The sequence below is a fragment of the Simiduia aestuariiviva genome (assembly GCF_014192475.1).
GTDB lineage: Bacteria > Pseudomonadota > Gammaproteobacteria > Pseudomonadales > Cellvibrionaceae > Simiduia > Simiduia aestuariiviva.
In genome coordinates, this window is record NZ_JACHXZ010000001.1 from 1,224,922 (window position 1) to 1,243,503 (window position 18,582).

At 52.9% G+C, this 18,582-nt stretch carries 17 protein-coding genes; 12 read left to right on the top strand and 5 right to left on the bottom strand.

Annotation, left to right across the window (positions count from 1 at the left end):
- The first annotated feature begins 89 nt into the window (after positions 1–89).
- The 8 genes from ftsB to rpoS all read left to right on the top strand — a co-directional run bounded on the left by ftsB (position 90) and on the right by rpoS (position 6,384).
- Entirely contained in the window at positions 90–377 is a 288-nt protein-coding gene (gene ftsB / locus FHS30_RS05420) for a cell division protein FtsB (RefSeq protein ID WP_183909067.1), read from the top strand.
- Positions 377–1,075, top strand: coding sequence for a 2-C-methyl-D-erythritol 4-phosphate cytidylyltransferase (gene ispD / locus FHS30_RS05425; RefSeq protein WP_183909069.1), 699 nt, complete (start codon positions 377–379; stop codon positions 1,073–1,075). The genes ftsB and ispD overlap by 1 nt, the downstream gene beginning before the upstream one ends.
- Before the next feature lie 4 nt (positions 1,076–1,079).
- Positions 1,080–1,556, top strand: a complete 477-nt coding sequence (gene ispF / locus FHS30_RS05430) for a 2-C-methyl-D-erythritol 2,4-cyclodiphosphate synthase (protein WP_183909071.1) — start codon at positions 1,080–1,082, stop codon at positions 1,554–1,556.
- Positions 1,553–2,563: a tRNA pseudouridine(13) synthase TruD gene (gene truD, locus FHS30_RS05435; RefSeq protein WP_183909073.1), complete on the top strand. Its 1,011-nt coding sequence runs from the start codon at positions 1,553–1,555 to the stop codon at positions 2,561–2,563. Before ispF ends, truD begins: the two co-directional genes overlap by 4 nt.
- Positions 2,564–2,698: 135 nt before the next feature.
- Positions 2,699–3,340: a protein-L-isoaspartate(D-aspartate) O-methyltransferase gene (locus FHS30_RS05440; protein ID WP_183909075.1), complete on the top strand. Its 642-nt coding sequence runs from the start codon at positions 2,699–2,701 to the stop codon at positions 3,338–3,340.
- A gap of 18 nt (positions 3,341–3,358) precedes the next feature.
- Positions 3,359–4,318: a DUF368 domain-containing protein gene (locus FHS30_RS05445; protein WP_183909077.1), complete on the top strand. Its 960-nt coding sequence runs from the start codon at positions 3,359–3,361 to the stop codon at positions 4,316–4,318.
- A gap of 125 nt (positions 4,319–4,443) precedes the next feature.
- Positions 4,444–5,235: a peptidoglycan DD-metalloendopeptidase family protein gene (locus tag FHS30_RS05450; RefSeq protein WP_246341135.1), complete on the top strand. Its 792-nt coding sequence runs from the start codon at positions 4,444–4,446 to the stop codon at positions 5,233–5,235.
- A 156-nt stretch (positions 5,236–5,391) separates the two neighbouring features.
- Positions 5,392–6,384, top strand: a complete 993-nt coding sequence (gene rpoS, locus FHS30_RS05455) for an RNA polymerase sigma factor RpoS (protein WP_183909079.1) — start codon at positions 5,392–5,394, stop codon at positions 6,382–6,384.
- A 117-nt stretch (positions 6,385–6,501) separates the two neighbouring features.
- Here rpoS and FHS30_RS05460 read toward each other — a convergent pair whose 3' ends face one another.
- Positions 6,502–8,472, bottom strand: coding sequence for a VacB/RNase II family 3'-5' exoribonuclease (locus FHS30_RS05460; RefSeq protein WP_183909081.1), 1,971 nt, complete (start codon positions 8,470–8,472; stop codon positions 6,502–6,504).
- 61 nt (positions 8,473–8,533) lie between these two features.
- Positions 8,534–9,151, bottom strand: a complete 618-nt coding sequence (locus FHS30_RS05465; protein WP_183909083.1) for a TetR/AcrR family transcriptional regulator — start codon at positions 9,149–9,151, stop codon at positions 8,534–8,536.
- Between the two features lie 135 nt (positions 9,152–9,286).
- Between FHS30_RS05465 and FHS30_RS05470 the strand changes: the two genes are divergently transcribed.
- Together FHS30_RS05470 and FHS30_RS05475 are read left to right on the top strand one after the other, a co-directional pair.
- Positions 9,287–10,153, top strand: a complete 867-nt coding sequence (locus tag FHS30_RS05470) for a crotonase/enoyl-CoA hydratase family protein (protein ID WP_183909085.1) — start codon at positions 9,287–9,289, stop codon at positions 10,151–10,153.
- Between the two features lie 17 nt (positions 10,154–10,170).
- Complete coding sequence (locus FHS30_RS05475; protein ID WP_183909087.1) at positions 10,171–12,192, top strand: NADPH-dependent 2,4-dienoyl-CoA reductase; 2,022 nt, start codon at positions 10,171–10,173, stop codon at positions 12,190–12,192.
- Positions 12,193–12,263: 71 nt separating this feature from the next.
- Here the strand turns inward: FHS30_RS05475 and ydiJ are convergent, their stop codons facing one another.
- Positions 12,264–15,296, bottom strand: coding sequence for a D-2-hydroxyglutarate dehydrogenase YdiJ (gene ydiJ / locus FHS30_RS05480; RefSeq protein ID WP_183909089.1), 3,033 nt, complete (start codon positions 15,294–15,296; stop codon positions 12,264–12,266).
- A gap of 423 nt (positions 15,297–15,719) precedes the next feature.
- Between ydiJ and FHS30_RS05485 the strand changes: the two genes are divergently transcribed.
- Together FHS30_RS05485 and FHS30_RS17435 are read left to right on the top strand one after the other, a co-directional pair.
- Positions 15,720–16,778, top strand: coding sequence for a M15 family metallopeptidase (locus tag FHS30_RS05485; RefSeq protein ID WP_183909091.1), 1,059 nt, complete (start codon positions 15,720–15,722; stop codon positions 16,776–16,778).
- A 35-nt stretch (positions 16,779–16,813) separates the two neighbouring features.
- The gene (locus FHS30_RS17435; RefSeq protein ID WP_246341136.1) at positions 16,814–16,999 is read left to right on the top strand and encodes a hypothetical protein; all 186 of its coding nucleotides are present in this window, start codon (positions 16,814–16,816) and stop codon (positions 16,997–16,999) included.
- Between the two features lie 105 nt (positions 17,000–17,104).
- Here FHS30_RS17435 and FHS30_RS05490 read toward each other — a convergent pair whose 3' ends face one another.
- Positions 17,105–17,548 carry an RDD family protein gene (locus FHS30_RS05490; RefSeq protein ID WP_183909092.1) on the bottom strand — a complete coding sequence of 148 codons (444 nt, stop codon included), beginning with the start codon at positions 17,546–17,548 and terminating at the stop codon, positions 17,105–17,107.
- Positions 17,545–18,438 carry an adenylate/guanylate cyclase domain-containing protein gene (locus FHS30_RS05495; protein WP_183909094.1) on the bottom strand — a complete coding sequence of 298 codons (894 nt, stop codon included), beginning with the start codon at positions 18,436–18,438 and terminating at the stop codon, positions 17,545–17,547. The genes FHS30_RS05490 and FHS30_RS05495 overlap by 4 nt, the downstream gene beginning before the upstream one ends.
- Between the last annotated feature and the right edge of the window lie 144 nt (positions 18,439–18,582).

Consider the following 18,582-nt stretch of genomic DNA (forward strand, 5'->3'; position numbering starts at 1 on the left):
AGCAGACGGGTAGTGCAGGCATCGCCGCGCTACCCGTTTTTCGTTTAAGCTTGGGTTTTTAGCGTTTACTGAACGGTCACACAATAGCCATGAAATGGATTCTGTCCTTGTTACTCATCTTGCTTGCGGCGTTACAGTACCGCCTGTGGGTGGGTGATGGCAGTTATGCAGAAATGGCGCGATTGGAGGCGGCGATCGAGCGCCAGCGGGCGGAAAACGACAAGATGCGCGAGCGCAATCGGGTGTTGGCGGTTGAAGTGCGCGAGTTAAAGAATGGCTTAGACGCTATTGAAGAGCGCGCACGCCTCGAGATGGGCATGATCAAAGAAGGTGAAGCTTTCTACATGTTGGTTGAGCCAGAGCAGGAAGCCCGGTAATGGCAGCCCTTTGGATTATCGTGCCAGCCGCCGGCATCGGCGCGCGCATGCAATCACAGCTGCCAAAGCAATATTTGCCGCTGGCTGGCAAAACGGTGCTCGAACAGACCATGTGGGTCCTGCTTCAAGCCCACCATCTCAAATCTGTTGTGGTCGCACTACACCCAGACGATCAGCACTTTCAAAATCTCGATGTGGCGCAAGACCCGCGCATTCAAATTGTTGTCGGTGGCGCCGAGCGCGCAGATTCAGTGCTCAACGCCCTGCTTGTAATACAAGAGCAAGCCGCAGCAGATGATTGGGTATTGGTGCACGACGCCGCGCGCCCCTGCTTGCAATTGACCCTGCTCAATCAGTTTATCGATTCCCTGTTCGCCGGTAGCCAAGGCGGAATTTTGGCTGCCCCCGTGGCCGATACGCTCAAACGCGTGGGTGCGCAGCATGAAATCTTAGCCACTCAAGATCGCACCGGTTTATGGGCGGCGCAAACCCCGCAGATGTTTACGCTCGCGCAGTTGTTGCCCGCGTTGCAGCAGGCGCTGGCGGTGGGTCGGCAGATCACCGACGAAGCCAGCGCGATCGAGGCCGCGGGCCATGCGTTAAAAGTGGTGCCCGGTCCCAGTGACAATTTAAAAATTACTCGCCCTGAGGATCTGCCACTGGCGGAATTGATCCTGAGGGCGCAACGAGGAATATAGCTCCATGCGCATCGGCAATGGCTACGACGTACATGCTTTCGGCGAAGGCGATAAAATTGTAATCGGTGGGGTTGTGATTCCCTACGATAGAGGATTGGTGGCGCACTCCGATGGCGATGTGCTGTTGCATGCGCTGGCGGACGCGCTGCTTGGCGCCTGCGCACTTGGCGACATTGGCAAGCACTTTCCCGACACCGATGCGCAGTATAAAAATGCCGATAGCCGCGCGCTATTGAGAATGGTGTATGCCAAGGTCAAAGCGCAGGGATTACAGCTTGCCAATACCGACATGACCATCGTGGCGCAAGCGCCAAAAATGGCGCCCCATATTGTGCGCATGGTGCACAACATCGCCGAGGATTTGGAGGCGCGCGTTGATCAAGTAAACGTCAAAGCCACCACCACTGAACAGCTGGGTTTTACCGGTCGAAAAGAGGGCATTGCCTGTTATGCCTCGGTCTTGCTGGAGCCGCGCCCGTGAGCGATTTTGATCTAGCGTTTCCCTTTGCGTTGGGCGCGCCGTCGGTGAGTGCGCAGTTTCGCCAACACTGCGAGGATTTTGTCGTCAATGAAGTCTTGGGCTTTAGCCCCAGTGGCGAGGGCGAACACCTGCTGTTGGAAGTGTTAAAGCGCGATGACAACACGCCGTGGATAGCCAAACAAATTGCCCGCATAGCCGGTGTTCAACCGATGGATGTGGGTTATTGTGGACTCAAAGATCGCCGCGCGGTGACGCGGCAATGGTTTAGTGTCTACCTCCCACAACAATCTGAAATTGACTGGCAACAACTTAATTCGGACACCGCGCAATTGTTGGCAGTGCACCGCCACCATAAAAAGTTACGCCGAGGCGAGCATCAAGCCAATGAATTTATTATTCGATTGCGAGACTGTCAGGGTGACCTTGAATTGCTGGAAACCCGTTTAAATGCCGTGTCTCAATCGGGCGTACCGAACTATTTTGGCGAGCAGCGTTTTGGCCGCGAGGCGTCCAATTTGCATGAGGCCGCGACACTTTTTGCAACCTCTCTAGCGCGCGACAACAGCGCGCGTAAAAAAGGCGGACGCCGCAAGGGCGAGCGCAGGCCCGGCCCGAGCGGCATGGTGCTGTCTGCGGCGCGCTCTTGGCTGTTCAATCAGGTGTTGGCAGCCCGTGTCGAGCGCGACCTGTGGCGCGAACCCATGGCCGGTGAAACCACTGAATTATCAACGGGCCCACTGTGGGGGCGCGGTCGCAATGGGAGTGCCGGCGAGCTGCTCGCCCTAGAAACCGAGGCGCTCGCGCCTTGGTCGGATTGGTGTCACGGTCTGGAGCATGCGGGTTTAGCGCAAGAGCGTCGGCCACTGGTGCTGCGACCCATGCACTTTACGTGGGATTTTGATGGGCCAGATCTGACCTTGTCATTTACCCTGGCCCCGGGTCAGTTTGCAACAGCGGTGTTGCGGGAGCTGTGCCGGTTGGAAATACCTGCGATCAGCGCTGATTAAATCGATCCCAATGGGCGGATCAGTAATAGTGCTGTGATATAGTTCACGGCACAAAAAGCCGCTAGCGGCCAAGAAGAATAAGCAGGACCTTGTGGGGGCAGTTGCGTGACCAATCTACTATTTCAGGGAGTCGGAATGACCTCCCAGCGCACCCGTGAACGCTTGATTCAACGTTTGATGGATCAGGGCGTTTCCAACGAGCAGGTGTTGGATATTATCCGCAATACACCGCGACACATCTTTCTAGACGAAGCCCTGTCGCATCGCGCTTACGAAGATTCCTCATTGCCCATCGGTTTTGGGCAAACCTTGTCCCAGCCTTATATTGTCGCTCGGATGACTGAACTTTTAGTGGGCGCAGCGGCCAAAATGGACAAGGTGTTAGAAATTGGCACCGGCTCTGGCTATCAAACCGTTGTGCTCGCCCAGTTAGTGAAGCAACTTTATAGCGTGGAGCGCATTAAACCGCTGCAAGATAAAGCGCGCGAACGCATCCGTACTCTTGGCTTGCGCAACGTCTTACTGCGCCATGCAGACGGCGGTTTCGGCTGGCCAGAACAGGGGCCTTTTGATGCAATTTTAAGCGCGGCGGCGCCGAGGGTCGTGCCCGAAGGTTTGAAACAACAGCTGGCGCCCGACGGCGTTTTGGTGATTCCCGTCGGCGGGGAGCAACAGGAGTTGCAGCTGATCATGCGCGATGGCGACACCGACACCTTTGTAACTCGATCCATCGAACCCGTAAAATTTGTCCCGCTGCTGTCGGGCACCACTCGCTAAACAAGGATTCATCCCGCTATGAAAGCAGTTCTGCGGCGTTATTTTCCCGTGTTTCTCAAAGGTATGGCCATGGGGGCTGCGGATGTTGTGCCCGGGGTGTCGGGTGGCACTGTGGCATTTGTCACTGGTATTTATGATGACTTCATCGGTGCCTTGCGCAGTATTCGGCCGTCTACCTTTATGTTGCTGTTAAAGGAAGGGCCGGCAAGCGCGTGGCGGGCCATCAACGGAAATTTTCTGCTGGCTGTCGTGGCGGGCATTGCCACCAGTCTTTTTACCTTTGCGGGTGTCATTAGTTATTGCCTGACGACTTATCCTCTATTGGTATGGTCGTTATTTTTTGGGTTGATTTTCGCATCTTCGATTTACATGTATCGACAATTGGAACGCTGCGGTTGGCGCGAATGGCTAATGCTAGTGATTGGCTTGTCTGTGGCATGGGGTGTCAGCTTGGTACGCCCAACGGATTTTCCGCCCTATGACTGGATGCTGTTCTTCGCCGGCGCTTTAGCAATTTGTGCAATGATTTTACCGGGTATCTCCGGCAGTTTTATATTGTTGTTGATCGGTGCCTATCCTTTGTTCCTACATGCGCTGAAAACGCCTGACTTTGCCATGCTCGCCTATTTCATGGTGGGTTGCGTGACCGGTCTACTATTATTTTCACATGTCCTTGGCTTTCTATTGGCGCGCTTTCGCGCACGGACATTAGCGCTATTGACTGGATTTCTATTTGGCTCATTAAGCGTAATCTGGCCTTGGAAGCACGTGGTGCAAACCCGGTTAAATAGTAAGGGAGAGGTTGTACCCTTCATTCAAGAAAATGTATTGCCCGGACAGTTTGAAGTATTAGTGGGGCAGGAGTCGCAATGGGCGGCTTGTCTACTGATGATGGTGTTGGGCTGTGCACTGGTCTGGGGGATCGAGTGGATTGCAGGCGTCATGGCACGTAAGTCCACAGCAATTGCCAAGATTTAATCGAATGAGTGTAATTCGCTCACAAACTAACAGATATATTTTAGATAATTTTCTAATATGAAAAAGCTGTTAATTCTGATTCTGAATATAAGGTGCTCGCGTAAGTCGTGTATATTCAGAGGCTGATGCAAAACCCTACAAGCGTACTATTTGGCCAAGGTGGCCAAATAGCAATGTTTTGTATTTTGCTTTTTGGGCTATTTGGGTGTGCATCAGGTGGGGGCGGGGCGCCAGTTCAAGATCGCACCCGGCCGTCACCCATTCAGGGTGTGGATCGTCATACCGTGCAGAAGGGCGACACACTTTATTCTATTGCTTGGCGCTATGGTGTTGATTACAAAGCGCTTTCACGTCGCAATGGCATTGGAAATGACTACACAATCTACCCTGGTCAAATAATCCACCTCGATGTCGATCGAAAAATTGTGACCACTAGGTCACATTCATCCCGCAAAAAAGCTCCGACCACAACGCGGAGTCCTGTGGCCAAAATGCCCACAACTAAACCTGTCATAACTGACAAATCTACAAGTGTGACAGGTGTTACTGAATGGATCTGGCCGGCGAAAGGGAGAATCATTCGCACCTACTCTCCCAATAACGGCTTGAATAAGGGGATTGATATTGAGGGGCGTTTGGGAGAGTCTGTGCACTCTGCTGGCGCCGGAACAGTGGTTTACTCCGGTGACGGTTTAAGGGGCTACGGCAAGCTGTTGATCATCAAGCACGATGAAATTTACCTCAGCGCATATGCCCACAACGACAAACTACTCGTTAAAGAGGGGGAAAAAGTTAAAGGCAATCAGAAAATTGCCGAAATAGGGTCAAGTGGTACTGATACCACGAAGCTTCACTTCGAAATACGACGCAAAGGAAAACCGGTAGATCCGCTTAAATATTTACCTAAGCGAAACTAAAAAACCGGGCGCAATGTAAGTGAATGCCGACTTTTAGCCATTAATGATAAGCAGTCTTAAACTGCAGGCTAAATAGTCCGTCAAGGGTGTAGGGTTTGGGAAGTGCCATTTTGGGCTTTCTTAGATTTTGCTAACCGAGAAGAAAGGGCTAGAACTATGGCAGTACAAAATAACAGGGACTCAGACTCCTACGGAATTGATGACGTCGCAGTACACAATGCAGAAGAAATCTTCAAGACTGCAACCACTTCTAAAAAAAGTGATTCCACACGATTAACCAGCGCTTTTGAAGATGCTGGCACCTATCAAAAAACGCTTGATGCCACCCAGCTTTATTTAAATGAAATTGGATTCTCGCCGTTATTATCGGCTGAGGAAGAGGTGTATTTCTCACGCAAAGCCTTAAAAGGCGATGAGAGTGCCCGCAAACGCATGATTGAAAGTAACTTGCGTTTGGTCGTCAAGATAGCTCGCCGCTATGTGAATCGCGGTCTGGCTTTGCTCGATTTGATTGAAGAGGGCAACCTTGGATTGATTCGCGCGGTCGAGAAGTTTGATCCAGAGCGTGGCTTTCGCTTTTCGACTTACGCCACTTGGTGGATTCGACAGACCATTGAGCGGGCGATCATGAATCAAACCCGCACCATTCGTTTGCCGATTCACGTAGTTAAAGAATTAAATGTCTATTTACGGGCTGCCCGTGAATTGACGCAAAAGCTAGATCATGAGCCGACGCCCGACGAGATTGCTAACTTGCTTGAAAAGCCGGTCGCAGACGTAGAGCGGATGTTAAAGCTCAATGAGCGCGTCACCTCCATGGATGTTCCCATGGGACCTTCATCCGATAAGGCGCTGGTAGATTCTATTCCCGATCAGCAAGAATCTGACCCGGTAATGTTGCTGCAGGATTCTGATTTGCATGAGAGCCTCGATGGTTGGCTGTGCGAGTTGACTGAAAAACAGCGCGAAGTTATCGCCCGCCGGTTTGGTTTGCGGGGCTATGAAACGAGCACGCTAGAAGAAGTGGGGCGTGAAATTGGTTTGACGCGTGAACGAGTGCGTCAAATCCAAGTTGAGGCGCTTAAGCGATTGAGAGATATCCTGGAAAAGCAAGGTTTAGACGGTCAGGCATTATTTAGTGCAATGTAATTGCAGTCTAATTGCAGTCTAATTGCAGTCTAATATTGTTACGCCATTAGCCCCCTTGCTCCCATAAAAAAACCCAGCACGCTGGGTTTTTTTATGCCTATTTTTTGATTGCAGGTTTCACTGCAGGCTGAAGTTCAGTTTTCGTGTATCGGGTTCAATGCTGTCGAGCGTAACCGTTACAGGGGCATCTAAATGCAGTACCTGAGCCTCATTACCCTCTTCATCTTTCAGGGTTAACGTCAAGGCGATGGGGTCGAAATCGGGTTTACAGGTTTTGGTTCGGATGACCGCGAAGCCCTCAGCACCATTTTGATCCAGTCGAATGCCAATGCCGGCGCTGTTGACCATGCTAATGCGACCGGTGAAGGTTTGCCCCAGTTGTTTTTCGAGGAACTGACACAGGAGCCAGCTCTCAGTCTGTCGCACAGCCTGACGCCCACGACTTACGCAATCTTGAAGTCGCTCTACGGCGGCTGAGTCCATCGCGTTGATGGGCTGTTGGTTGAGCCAATTCACGATTAACAGCTGATTGTATAAATCATTAAATCGGCGAATGGGGGAGGTGACCGTTGCGTAATGTTTAAAGCCAAGCCCCAGGTGGGGTTTGGGCTCTGTACTTAGCTGGCCGGGCTGTAGTTGACGTCGAAAGTTTGAGAGCAGGTGTTGACGGTCGCCGCGCTCTAAAGTCTTGATTAAATTGACATAGCCTTCCAGTGTCTGGACCTCGAACTCTTGGAGCGCAGGCTCCTGCGCAAACATTTGTTTAATGGTGTCGAGTCGCTCTTCTCTTGGGCCCGCGTGGGTTGAGTAAATGGCTGGCAATTGCTCGCGCGCAAAAAACTCGCCTGCAGCGACATTGGTTGCAAGCATGGCCTCTTCGACAATTTGATGGGCTTTGGTGCGCGTAAGCACGTCAACTTGCGTGATTTTTAATTGGCTATCCAGCGTGTATTGGTAATCTGGCTTGTCATCCATTATGAGGCAGTGGGCTGCACGCCACTGGTGGCGCAACTCACTAAACGTGGAAAGCTGGGTGACCAGCGGTTGCAGTGCGGCATCAATCGCGTCAGTTTGACCTGCGAGGAAGGCGCTAATTTGGTCGTAGCTGAGTTTTCCGTGCGATCGTATTTTTGCGAGTGCAAAACGACACTCAGCAACGGCGCCCTTGGCATCAATAGTCAACTCTGCCACTAGCGCAGGGCGCAGTGCATTAGCGACTAATGAAAAACTTTCGTGCGACAGTTGTTTGGGCAGCATGAGCTTTTGATTGCCAGGAAAATACAGGGTATTTGCCTTAGCGTGTGCCTGTAGAAACAGTGGGCTCTCTGGTGTGATCAGGCAGCTGGGCTGCGCGATGGCCACCCGCAGTTGGTAGCCGCCGTTGGGCAGCGCTTCAATATGCAGGGCATCGTCCATGTCTGCGGTGTTGGCACCGTCGATAGTGACAAACGGAAGCTCAGTGAGATCGTCGCGCGCAGAGCTTTCGATGGCGCTGGTCAGTTGTTCGGAAAGCGTTGCGGCCTGTTGGTCAGCCTGTTTTTGAGCTTCAGAGCTCAGTACCGGTAGGTCAAATTTAGCGAGCATGTATTCGGTTTCAATACCGGCTAAGGTGTCGCCGCCGACGATCCGCTCCACTTTAGCCTGCGCTTTGCCTTGGTGGTGGAATGGGTGCTGGGCAATGCTACACAGTAGAAAATCACCGGGCTTTGCGCCCTTGCGCGCCTTGGGTGGCAGGAAGATCCATCGGCTTAACTGCGGTAAATCGGGAGCCACAAAATGGCCCTGGCCGCGCACGGTGTAGCGACCAACAAAGCGGCCAAGATCGGAGGCTAAAAGCTTTTCAATTTTTGCTTCAAACTTGCCGGCTTGCTTGCCTTCCGTAACCTCAAACACCTCAACTTCCACTCGATCGCCCGGTAGGACGCGATCCATTTGCTCCGGTGCTAGGAAGGCATCGCGGCCATCGTCTAAATTGACAAAGCCAAATCGCGATTGGGTGCCACGGACGGTCCCTTGGATAATGTCTCTACTGGCGCGAATGTCTTGCTTCAGCTGCTTAAGTTGCTGCAGGGCTGAGGGATCAAACATGGAGGATTCTCTTGAGGTGAGCGGGCGCACATCATACCAAAAGGGAGGGGGTTGGGGGGCTCTATTGGGGTTTAGCCGTGCGCATGCCGCAAAAAAGTTGGCCCACACACTGGCAGATGTCTTCGAGGTGGGTGGAGTCTGCGTAAACTCCATCAATAACCAGCTGTGCAAGCCCGTGTAGCGTGCCCCAAGTCACCTGAGTGAGTCGTAGACTATCTTGCTCTTTGGGCAAAATGCCTGCCTCTTGCCAGCGCTTTACGGCAGCTAGGTGGTGCCGAAAGGACTCATAGGCGATCTGCTTGAGCGAGTCGTCGGCGAGTTTATCCCGCCACAGGGTGTGCCCAAACATCAAGCCATAGAGGGACGGATTCTTAGTCGCGTAATCAAGGTACTGTTTGGCAAAGGCGGTATAGCGCTCGGCAGGTGGCGCGTTACTTGCGGGCGATAGCGGTTGCATCAACGCATCCAATTGCGCAAATCCATCCGCTGCCAGGGCGCAAAGCAGGGCATGTTTGTCGCTAAAGTGGTGATACAAGGCCGTTCGCGAGACGCCCACGCGCTCCGATAAGCGGCGTAGGCTCAGCCCGTCGATGCCGCTGTCGCGCAACAGTGCGGCGGCTTCCCGCAGCAGGCTGGCCCGCAGATCGCCGTGGTGGTAGGTGTTGTTGGGCTTTTTCATGGGGCGAATCTAGCAGTGAATCTTGACAGTGTCAAAATGCAGCCGTAATCTTGACGCTGTTTAGTTTTGTCGCGGCCTGCACCGAGCGTGCCGTCGCATTTAATAGCCAGCCCCATGGGCCAGCCAGGAGGCGTTATGCATCCGCTCGAACAACAATTTGCGTCCAATAAGGCCGTTTCACTGCGCATATCGAACGCCGTCGCGCAGCTTCAGTTTATTCGCCCCGATGCCCTCAACACGATGAATGTGGATTTTTGGCGTGAATTTCCCGCCTGTTTGCAGGCATTGTCAGCCTGTGCCGATGTGCGGGTAGTGGTGATTAGTTCGACGGGGAAACATTTTACGGCGGGCATGGATCTGGCAGTGTTTGCCAGCCTCAATGGCCCCGAATTTCAGATTGAAGCGTCTAGAAGAGCAGAAATGCTGCGGCGCTGGGTTCTGGAATTACAAGCGTGCTTTACCCAGTTAGAACAGCTGCGTGTGCCAGTTCTGGCGGCTGTTCAAGGCGGCTGTATCGGAGGCGGTGTTGATTTACTGGCCGCAGTGGATTGTCGATACGCGAGTGCAGATGCCTATTTTTCAATCAAAGAAATAGACCTAGCGATTACCGCCGATGTGGGCACTTTGCAGCGTCTGCCCCATCTGATGCCGCAGGGCTTGGTGCGCGAGCTGGCTTTCACAGGGCGAAAATTTACTGCGCAAGAAGCCAAAGCCTGTGGCTTTATCAATGCGGTTTACTCAAGCCCGGTTGAAATGAACGAGGCGGTGATGGCGCTGGCAAAAACCATTGCCGAAAAATCGCCATTGGCCGTGCACGGCACCAAAGAAATGCTCAATTACAGTCGCGATCACAGTGTGCAGGACAGTTTGCGATACGCGGCCACGTGGCAGAGCGGAATGTTTCACGCTCACGAAGTCATGGAAGCCATGACCGCGAGCATGGAAAAACGCGCACCAAATTTCGACGACCTGCAGCCGAACACGCCAAAATTAACCCGATAGCACGAGAGAATCTTTTCATGTCCCATTCAGTTTACCCCCACTTATTGAGTCCCTTAGATTTGGGATTCACTCAATTAAAAAACCGCGTGATCATGGGTTCAATGCATACCGGGCTTGAGGAGGCGGAAAATGGTTTCGAGCGCATGGCCGTTTATTTTGCAGAGCGCGCCCGGGGTGACGTTGGGTTGATTGTCACCGGTGGTTTCGCCCCCAATCGTGAAGGCGCAACCAGTGATCACGCTGGTGGCATGGAAACTGAACGCGACGCTGAAAATCACAAATGTATCACCGAGGCTGTACATCGCGAAGGTGGAAAAATTTGTATGCAGATTTTGCATACGGGGCGCTATGCCTTTTCCGAGAAACTTATCGCTCCATCGGCTATTCAGGCACCCATTAATTTCTTTACTCCACGCGAAGTGACTCAAGCGGACATAGAACAGCAAATTGAGGACTTTGCACGCTGTGCAGAGCTCGCTCAAAAGGCGGGCTATGACGGCGTTGAAATCATGGGCAGCGAAGGCTACTTCATCAATCAATTTATTGTCACGCACACCAATAAGCGGGGCGATGACTGGGGCGGTGACTACGCCAACCGTATGCGCTTTGCGGTTGAGGTCGTGCGCGCTGTGCGCGAGCGGGTGGGTGATAAATTTATCATCATCTATCGGTTGTCGATGTTAGATTTGATCGAGCAAGGCAGTAGCTACGATGAGGTTGTAACACTGGGGCAGGCCGTGGAAAAAGCTGGCGCAACGATTATAAATACCGGTATTGGCTGGCACGAAGCGCGCATACCTACCATTGCTACGAAGGTCCCCCGGGCGGCATTTACCTGGGTGACGGCCAAGGTACGTAAAGCGCTCAGCGTGCCCGTGATCACCTCAAACCGAATCAATACGCCCGAGGTGGCCGAGGCGGTTCTGGCACGGGGTGATGCCGATATGGTGTCTATGGCTCGGCCATTTTTGGCGGACGCAGATTTTGTTAAGAAAGCTTCGGAAAATCGCGCCGACGAAATCAACACCTGTATCGGCTGCAATCAAGCGTGCTTGGACCATGTGTTCAGTCTAAAAATGAGCAGCTGTTTAGTTAATCCAAGGGCCTGCCACGAAACTGAACTGGTCATTACTCCCACCGAGCAGCCTCAGCATTTTGCCGTGGTCGGCGCCGGCCCGGCGGGCCTCGCATTCGCGACTACAGCCGCGGAGCGGGGTCACAAAGTGACGTTGTTTGATTCGGCTGCGGAGATTGGGGGGCAATTCAATATTGCTAAGCGCGTGCCCGGCAAGGAAGAGTTTTACGAAACCTTGCGCTACTTTAATCGCAAGTTAGAAATTACCGGCGTAGACATTCGCCTAAATACCCGTGTCGATGCCGCTCAGCTAAACGATGGTGATTATGATGCCGTCATTTTAGCGTCTGGAATATCCCCGCGTACGCCAGCGATTCCGGGAGTGGATCATCCCAAGGTATTGAGCTATTTGGATGTCTTCGCCGGCAAAACGCTCGGTAAAAAAGTCGCCGTGATCGGCGCGGGTGGCATTGGCTTTGACGTGGCTGAATTTATCACCCACACCGGCACGTCGACCTCACTGGATGTCGCCGCCTTTATGGCCGAATGGGGTGTTGATATGACCATGCAGGCCCGTGGTGGTGTGGCTGGTATGCCCAAGCAGCTACAGACTGCTGATAGGGAAGTGTGGCTACTGCAGCGCAAAACAACTAAAGTGGGCGCGGGGCTGGGTAAGACCACCGGCTGGATTCATCGCACCGGACTAAAGCACAAGGGTGTGCACATGATGGCCGGTTGCGAATATGTTGCCATCGATGATGACGGTCTGCACTTGCGCGTTGACGGGCAAGAACAGTTGTTGCCCGTGGACAATATTATTATTTGCGCCGGCCAAGAGCCGCGTCGTGAACTGCAATCTGACCTCAAGAAACCCGTGCACTTAATTGGTGGAGCAGATGTGGCTGCTGAGCTCGACGCTAAGCGTGCCATTAACCAAGGCACGCGCTTGGCGGCAACCTTGTAAGGCAGTGGCATGGCGCTGTTGTACTAGGCGGCTTAGGCCGCCTTTGTTATTTGGTGCCGCACGATCGTCGGCTATTGCAGGTGTTTAAGTAACGCCTGAACGGGATGTTGCAATTGCTGTTTAGCAAAGCGCTTAGTTTGGCTGCGGCAGGAATAGCCTGTGGCGAGTAGCAGATCGACGCTGTGAGTTTCGAGTGCTGGGCGCCAGCTCATATTAAATAATTTCTCAGAGTTGTTTTTATTGCGGCTTTCATGACCATAGGTGCCAGCCATGCCGCAGCACCCCGTCTCCACAATGTGTAAACCAAGGCCTGCTGACTCAAACACTTGTTGCCAATTTTTAATGCTAGCGGCGGCATTGGTCTTTTCCGTGCAATGTGCCATGAGTTGGTATTCGACGTTGGTGTTTTGCGCGCGCTTATTTGCGGGCCAAGGCTGCTGCGTCAACCATTCCTGAAGCAGATGCACCTTGGGCGCGCGTTGCGCGCCGAGTGTTTTTACATATTCAGCGCGATAAGCAAGGGTCATGGATGGCTCGATGCCCACCAGTGGGATGCCACTTTCTGACAGCGTATTCAGCATGGTGGCGTTATTCACCGCCGCTTTGGCAAAGGGTCCAAGAAACCCGTGCACATGCAATGGTTTGCCATTGGGTTTGAACGGCGCGAGCAAGGGGTGTAAACCTAAGGCCTGCAGTAGTGACAAGGTGTCGAGCAGCAGTGGCGTTTCAAAATAGCTGACAAAGGCATCTTGAACGATAATGACTGCGCGTTCGCGCTCGTCATTTGTTAGCTGCTCAATGTTCTCGGGTGTCGCCCACAATACACCCATCCCGTTGATCGCCTTTTCGATGGATAGGCCCGTAAGCAGTGGGCTGTCGACCATGCCGGCCACTTTATCGAGCAGATAGGCCATGGGCTTAAACGACATCAGCCCGTTGTACAACCAAGGCAGTTTCGCCAATGTGGGCACCATGAATTCCAGCCCCCCAATGAAATAGTCTTTCAGTGGGCGCAAATAACGTGCGTGATAAAGCTCTAAAAATTTCGCGCGAAAATCTGGAACATCTACCTTCACTGGGCATTGGCCCACACAAGATTTGCAGGCAAGGCAGCCGCTCATCGCATCCATAACTTCGTGTGAAAAATCGTAGTCCTTGGACAAGCTGTTTTTAAGGCGCGTTGGCAGGCTTGCTAGAAATGATCGCTTGCGCGCCGCTTGCGCGAGGAGGGTTGGATCGGCGGCGCGGTCGGCGAGTTGTTTGAGCCATTCGCGAATCAGTGAAGCGCGTCCCTTAGGGGAGTGCACCCGTTCGCGCGTCACTTTCCAGCTAGGGCACATGGCGTCATTTGGGTTCCAGTTGTAGCAGGCGCCGTTGCCATTGCAAAACATGCCTTCGCTATAGCCCTCCCACACTTGCACCGGTATGCGTCTGTCGTGCTCCCCGCGCGTGGGTGCGGCGTCTAGTTTTGTAAGTTGGTGGTTGCTGTTGGGTGTTGCAATTTTGCCGGGATTGAGTTGATTGTATGGATCAAAAACACCTTTGATCCGCTGTAGTTGAGGGTACAAGTCGCCGAAAAACGCTGGCGCATATTCACTGCGCAAACCCTTGCCGTGCTCGCCCCAAAGCAAACCATTGTATTTTTGAACCAGCTCCACCACCGCATCTGTAATCGTGCGAACACGCTTAATTTGTTCGGGATCTTTCATGTCGATAATCGGTCGCACGTGCAATACGCCGGCATCCACGTGCCCGAACATTCCATACTCTAAGTGGTGGCTGTCTAGCAAATTGCGAAATTCAGCAATAAAGTCGGCCAAGTGTTCGGGCGGCACGCAGGTATCTTCGACAAAGGGGATCGGCCTCGCTTCGCCATGTACGTTGCCTAAGAGGCCGACGGCTTTTTTGCGCATGCCCCAAATTTTATTTACGCTGGCGTGTCCGCGCACCACTGAAAAATCGCAGTTCTTTGTAGGTGTGTTTTTTACAGCAGTCAGGGAGGCACTGATGTCTGCTAGCTTTTCTTCCAGTTCGGATTCCGTATCAGCGGTAAATTCAACCAGATTAATACCTGCCACTTGCTCGTCGACGGGCGGGAAAAAGTCGCTCACGGAATGCCATACGATGTCGTTTTTTGCCAGCGTAAAAACACGTGAGTCAATAGTCTCTATGGAGGTTGGGTGTGCGCGCATCAATTCAGTGGCGTCGCGCAGGGCTGCATCAAAATCCTGATAAAGGACGTTCACCAGTGCGGTGAATTTGGGCGAGGGCAAAAGATTGAGCTTGGCTTCAGTAATGAAAGCCAGCGTGCCTTCGGCGCCACACAGAATGCTATTGAGATCGAGCTTGCCGTCCTCTGTGTAAATATGTGCCAAGTCATAGCCGGTCAGGCAGCGGTTGAGCTTTGGAAATCTTGCCTCGATGGCCGCACCGTGAACGTTGGCGATGTCGCGCAATATGCGATGGGCTTCACCTACGCGGTCTTGGCGTTCACAGATGGCCGCTAACTCGGGTTCACCTACTGGGTGAGAGCCCCAGTGCGAACCATCCAAAAACACGCTGTGCAGTTCAAGTACATGGTCCCGGGTTTTACCGTATCGACAAGACCCTTGGCCGGAGGCGTCAGTATTAATCATGCCGCCAATTGTCGCGCGATTACTGGTAGACAGTTCCGGGGCAAAAAATAGGCCATGGGGCTTTAAGGCCGCATTGAGTTGATCCTTCACTACGCCGCATTGAACCCTAACCCAGCGCTCTTGCACGTTTAATTCCAGGATTTGGTTCATGTGGCGCGACGTGTCCACCACCAATCCGTCGGTCAACGATTGACCGTTGGTGCCGGTCCCGCCGCCGCGCGGGCTTAAGACAATGTTTCTAAAGCGTGGTTTAGCGGCCAGCGCAGTGATCAACAGCAGGTCTTCTGTGTGGCGGGGATAGATGACGCCTTGAGGCAACACTTGGTAGATGGAGTTGTCCGTGGCTAGCACTGTACGGTTGGCATAGTCAGGGTTGAGTTCCCCCGCAAAGCCCTCGGATGTGAGTGCTTCCAGAAAATCTAGATAGTGTTTCTGGATGGGCGATGTTGCGCGTATTGCTGGAATCATCAATGTTCGGCCTGCGGGCAATCAATCTCGGTGTGGGGGCGCATTTTAGCGATTTCGTGGCGCGCTGGCTAATACCGAAGCGATGCTTTGCTAGGGACTGCTAAATACGCCGATTAATCTGAGGGTAAACAGCCACATTTCCTTGGTTTTGCCATGGGCGCCTTTGTAAGACATTCATCCACAAAATGGCTGGATAGACCTGTGGATAACCTAAGGGTAAGTGCACTGGAGGCGTGAGTCGCCGCAGCCCACACTGGCTAGCGCATTTTTTGATCGCGTTAATAGATAAATTTGATGATCCAAGATTGTGCGAAAGTGTGACTTATCTTCTATCTTTTATAGAGGGCGGCGCAGGGGTAAGCGTCTGCCGAGACGCGAGCAGCAAGGTTGCTGCTATCACAAGCTGGAAGAGCAGGACACAAATTGAAGCGAAGAGACTTGTTAACCGGCCTTTTTGCCGCCTCCACATTTGCCCTGGGTAATGGTTGGCTTTGGAAGCACGCCCAGGATATCTATACACCGACAACTGCCAGTGACCCCCTCGTCACCGGCAACATCTCGGACTCAGAATCGGTACGCGCGCTCGCAGAGCCGACGACTAAACCACCTCAAGCGCAGCCTAAGCTAGGGCCGTCAACGGAAAAAGCTGCTGCGCAAGCGCGTTTGGCTGCAGGCACCAGCGCTCCTGGCCCTGCACCCAGTGAGCCAGAGGTGTCGGCGAAGGGGCCAGCAGCACCGGAACCCGAATTAGTACCTCAGGTGGCAGATGATCGCATCTTGGAAAAGGTGCGCAATTTCGAACAGGAATTTACCGACGATATCTATCTGTCTGATCAGGAGCGCATCGTGATGCTATCGGTGCTGGCGCGCATGGAGCGGGCGGAGGCCTTCATTGGCCATGGCAACTACAATATCTGCGACTTTGACTACCTGCTTAAAGTTGCCAAGCGGTTCCCTCAAGTGGGCGCCTTTAGCCGTGTTGAGATGGACTTCGTTGAGCGGATATTTTTCGCCGATGCGAGGCATTACGGGTTTATGGGGGAGAAGGTAATCGCGGATTTAACCGCCGCCGTGCCCGATAAGGAGATATTGAAAGTTCCCTACAGCGGCCAGTACATCTACCGCGGTCAATCTGAGCAGTACTATCAAAAATTAAAACGCGACATTGGCGACAGCATTATTTTGACCTCTGGTATTCGCAGTAACGTCAAGCAGATGCATTTGTTTTTAGCGAAGACTGCTGTATCCAATTTCAATTTATCTAAGGCATCCCGTTCTCTGGCGCCACCGGGTCATTCCTTTCACGGTGTCGGCGACTTCGATGTAGGTAAAGTTGGGTGGGGGATTGCCAATTTTAGCGATAAATTCGCACAAACCGATGAATTTAAACGCATGCAGGACTTGGGGTATGTGCAGATTCGATACACCGAAGATAACCGCTTAGGTGTGCGCTTTGAGCCTTGGCACATCAAAGTGGTGTAAACTGGCCCGCGCAATATTACTGGCGAGGTTAGGTGATGGGCGATGTCATACCCTTTAAAAAGCCCAAATTAAAAGACAAGTTCAAAGGCAAAACACTCTGCCGTGAAGGCTTTCACAAGTGGGCGATAGTTACGTCAAATAAATTTGATGTCAAAGCAGGGCGTTTAGTCACCGTCTATAAGTGCAGCCGGTGCGGTGAGCAAAAAGTGAAGGCCCATTGACTACCCGATGGAATCTGCGCTGGCCAGTTCATCAATGGCGGTGTATGAAAAGCGCTGCGCTAAATGCGTTCGTTTGCCTTCCAGCTACAGGTATTCTGCCAAACGCTACTTCTGAATTAGCTGTGTGCGCGATTTGCTAATGAGATCGTGCAACGTTTGGCTGTCCTTATCGATAATCGACCACCAATAACCAATGCCCGCGAGCGCTAGCGAGATCCACGCTAAGCACCACCGCAGCAAGGCCGTGCGCAGATTTATACGCTGGCCCTGTAAATCTACCACTGTGATACGCCACGTTTTCATGCCCAGCGTTTGGCCTGATCGCACCCAGAAAAAACTAAAATACATCGCCAGCAACAGCAACCAGCCGATAAAGCCGGTCCAGCCAAGGTTGGCCTTTTCGTCGGCGGGAATGGTGTAGTCAAACCACGCGACTTTGGCCCACAAGAACACAGCGCCGTAGGCGAGGCTGACGGCGGCAACTAGGATCGTATCGTAAAACATAGCACCCAGGCGGCGCAGTAGAGAGGGGTATTGAGGTGTCGTCATGGATGGGACTGTATGATTCGATAGGTCAAAGTTAAGGAGGACTGATGCGCAGGAGAGCCTAAGCTAATGGTGCCGCACCCTTCAAGAGGCAGCTCTTCTCTGCGTAGGTATATTTCGCGTTGGCCCTCGGGCGTCACATAGGTGCCGTTGGTTGAGTGATCGACCAACACAAATTTACCGCGCCGATACAGCAAGTGGCAGTGCTCCCTTGAAGCCAGCGGGGTGTCGAGCGTTTGGGCATTGGTGCTGGCACGGCCCAAATGAAAGGGCGACTGATCCGGAAAAACACTGACATCTATGTCGGGGCCTACAAGTTGCAGTACTTGGCGCTGCACCTGTTGGGTGGTGTGCAGTACCGACATGACCTGAGTGGCGTTGTGCAGCTCGCGCTCGGCTTGCCATTGGGCGCGATAGATTACGCTGCGCTCAGCCCCACCTTTGAGGGCAACGCGGTCAAATTCGCGGCATTGCGGTTGTTGTCGCTCCGGCAGTGCGGCAAACATGCCACTGGTCACTATGATTTCTTCTGCCCGGGCAATATTTGCAACAAAGGCGGCATCATTCACCGTTTCGCCAAACAGATCGCTGTCGGCTTCAAGGACTTCGCCAAAGCTCAAGCCAATGCGCAGTTGCAGTGAGCCCTCTAGGGTCAGTCGTTGAATGGCGATGGCGGCGTTGAGCCCGTCGCTAGCAGTGTTGAAGCAAGCCATGGCCTCGTCGCCGATGGTTTTGATGAGCCGCCCATGGTGGGTGTGGATAGCTACCGTGGCCCCCTGCAATAGTTGCCGAATTTTAAACTCGGCAGCGTGATTGCCCAAGTCTTTGTACAGACTTGAGCTGCCACACACGTCGGCGAACATAACCGCGCACTGTCGAGAGTTATTGGCCATAAGATGGACTCTGGATCAAAGTGCAGATTATGAAGGCTTGTGGCTCTGGTTACAATTCGCTCACGCCTAAGTGGGGATTTTTGTTTCCGCGGCGGAATTCGCAGCCATGATCAACTGAGTTTGCTATTCTGGCCCTTACCTCTA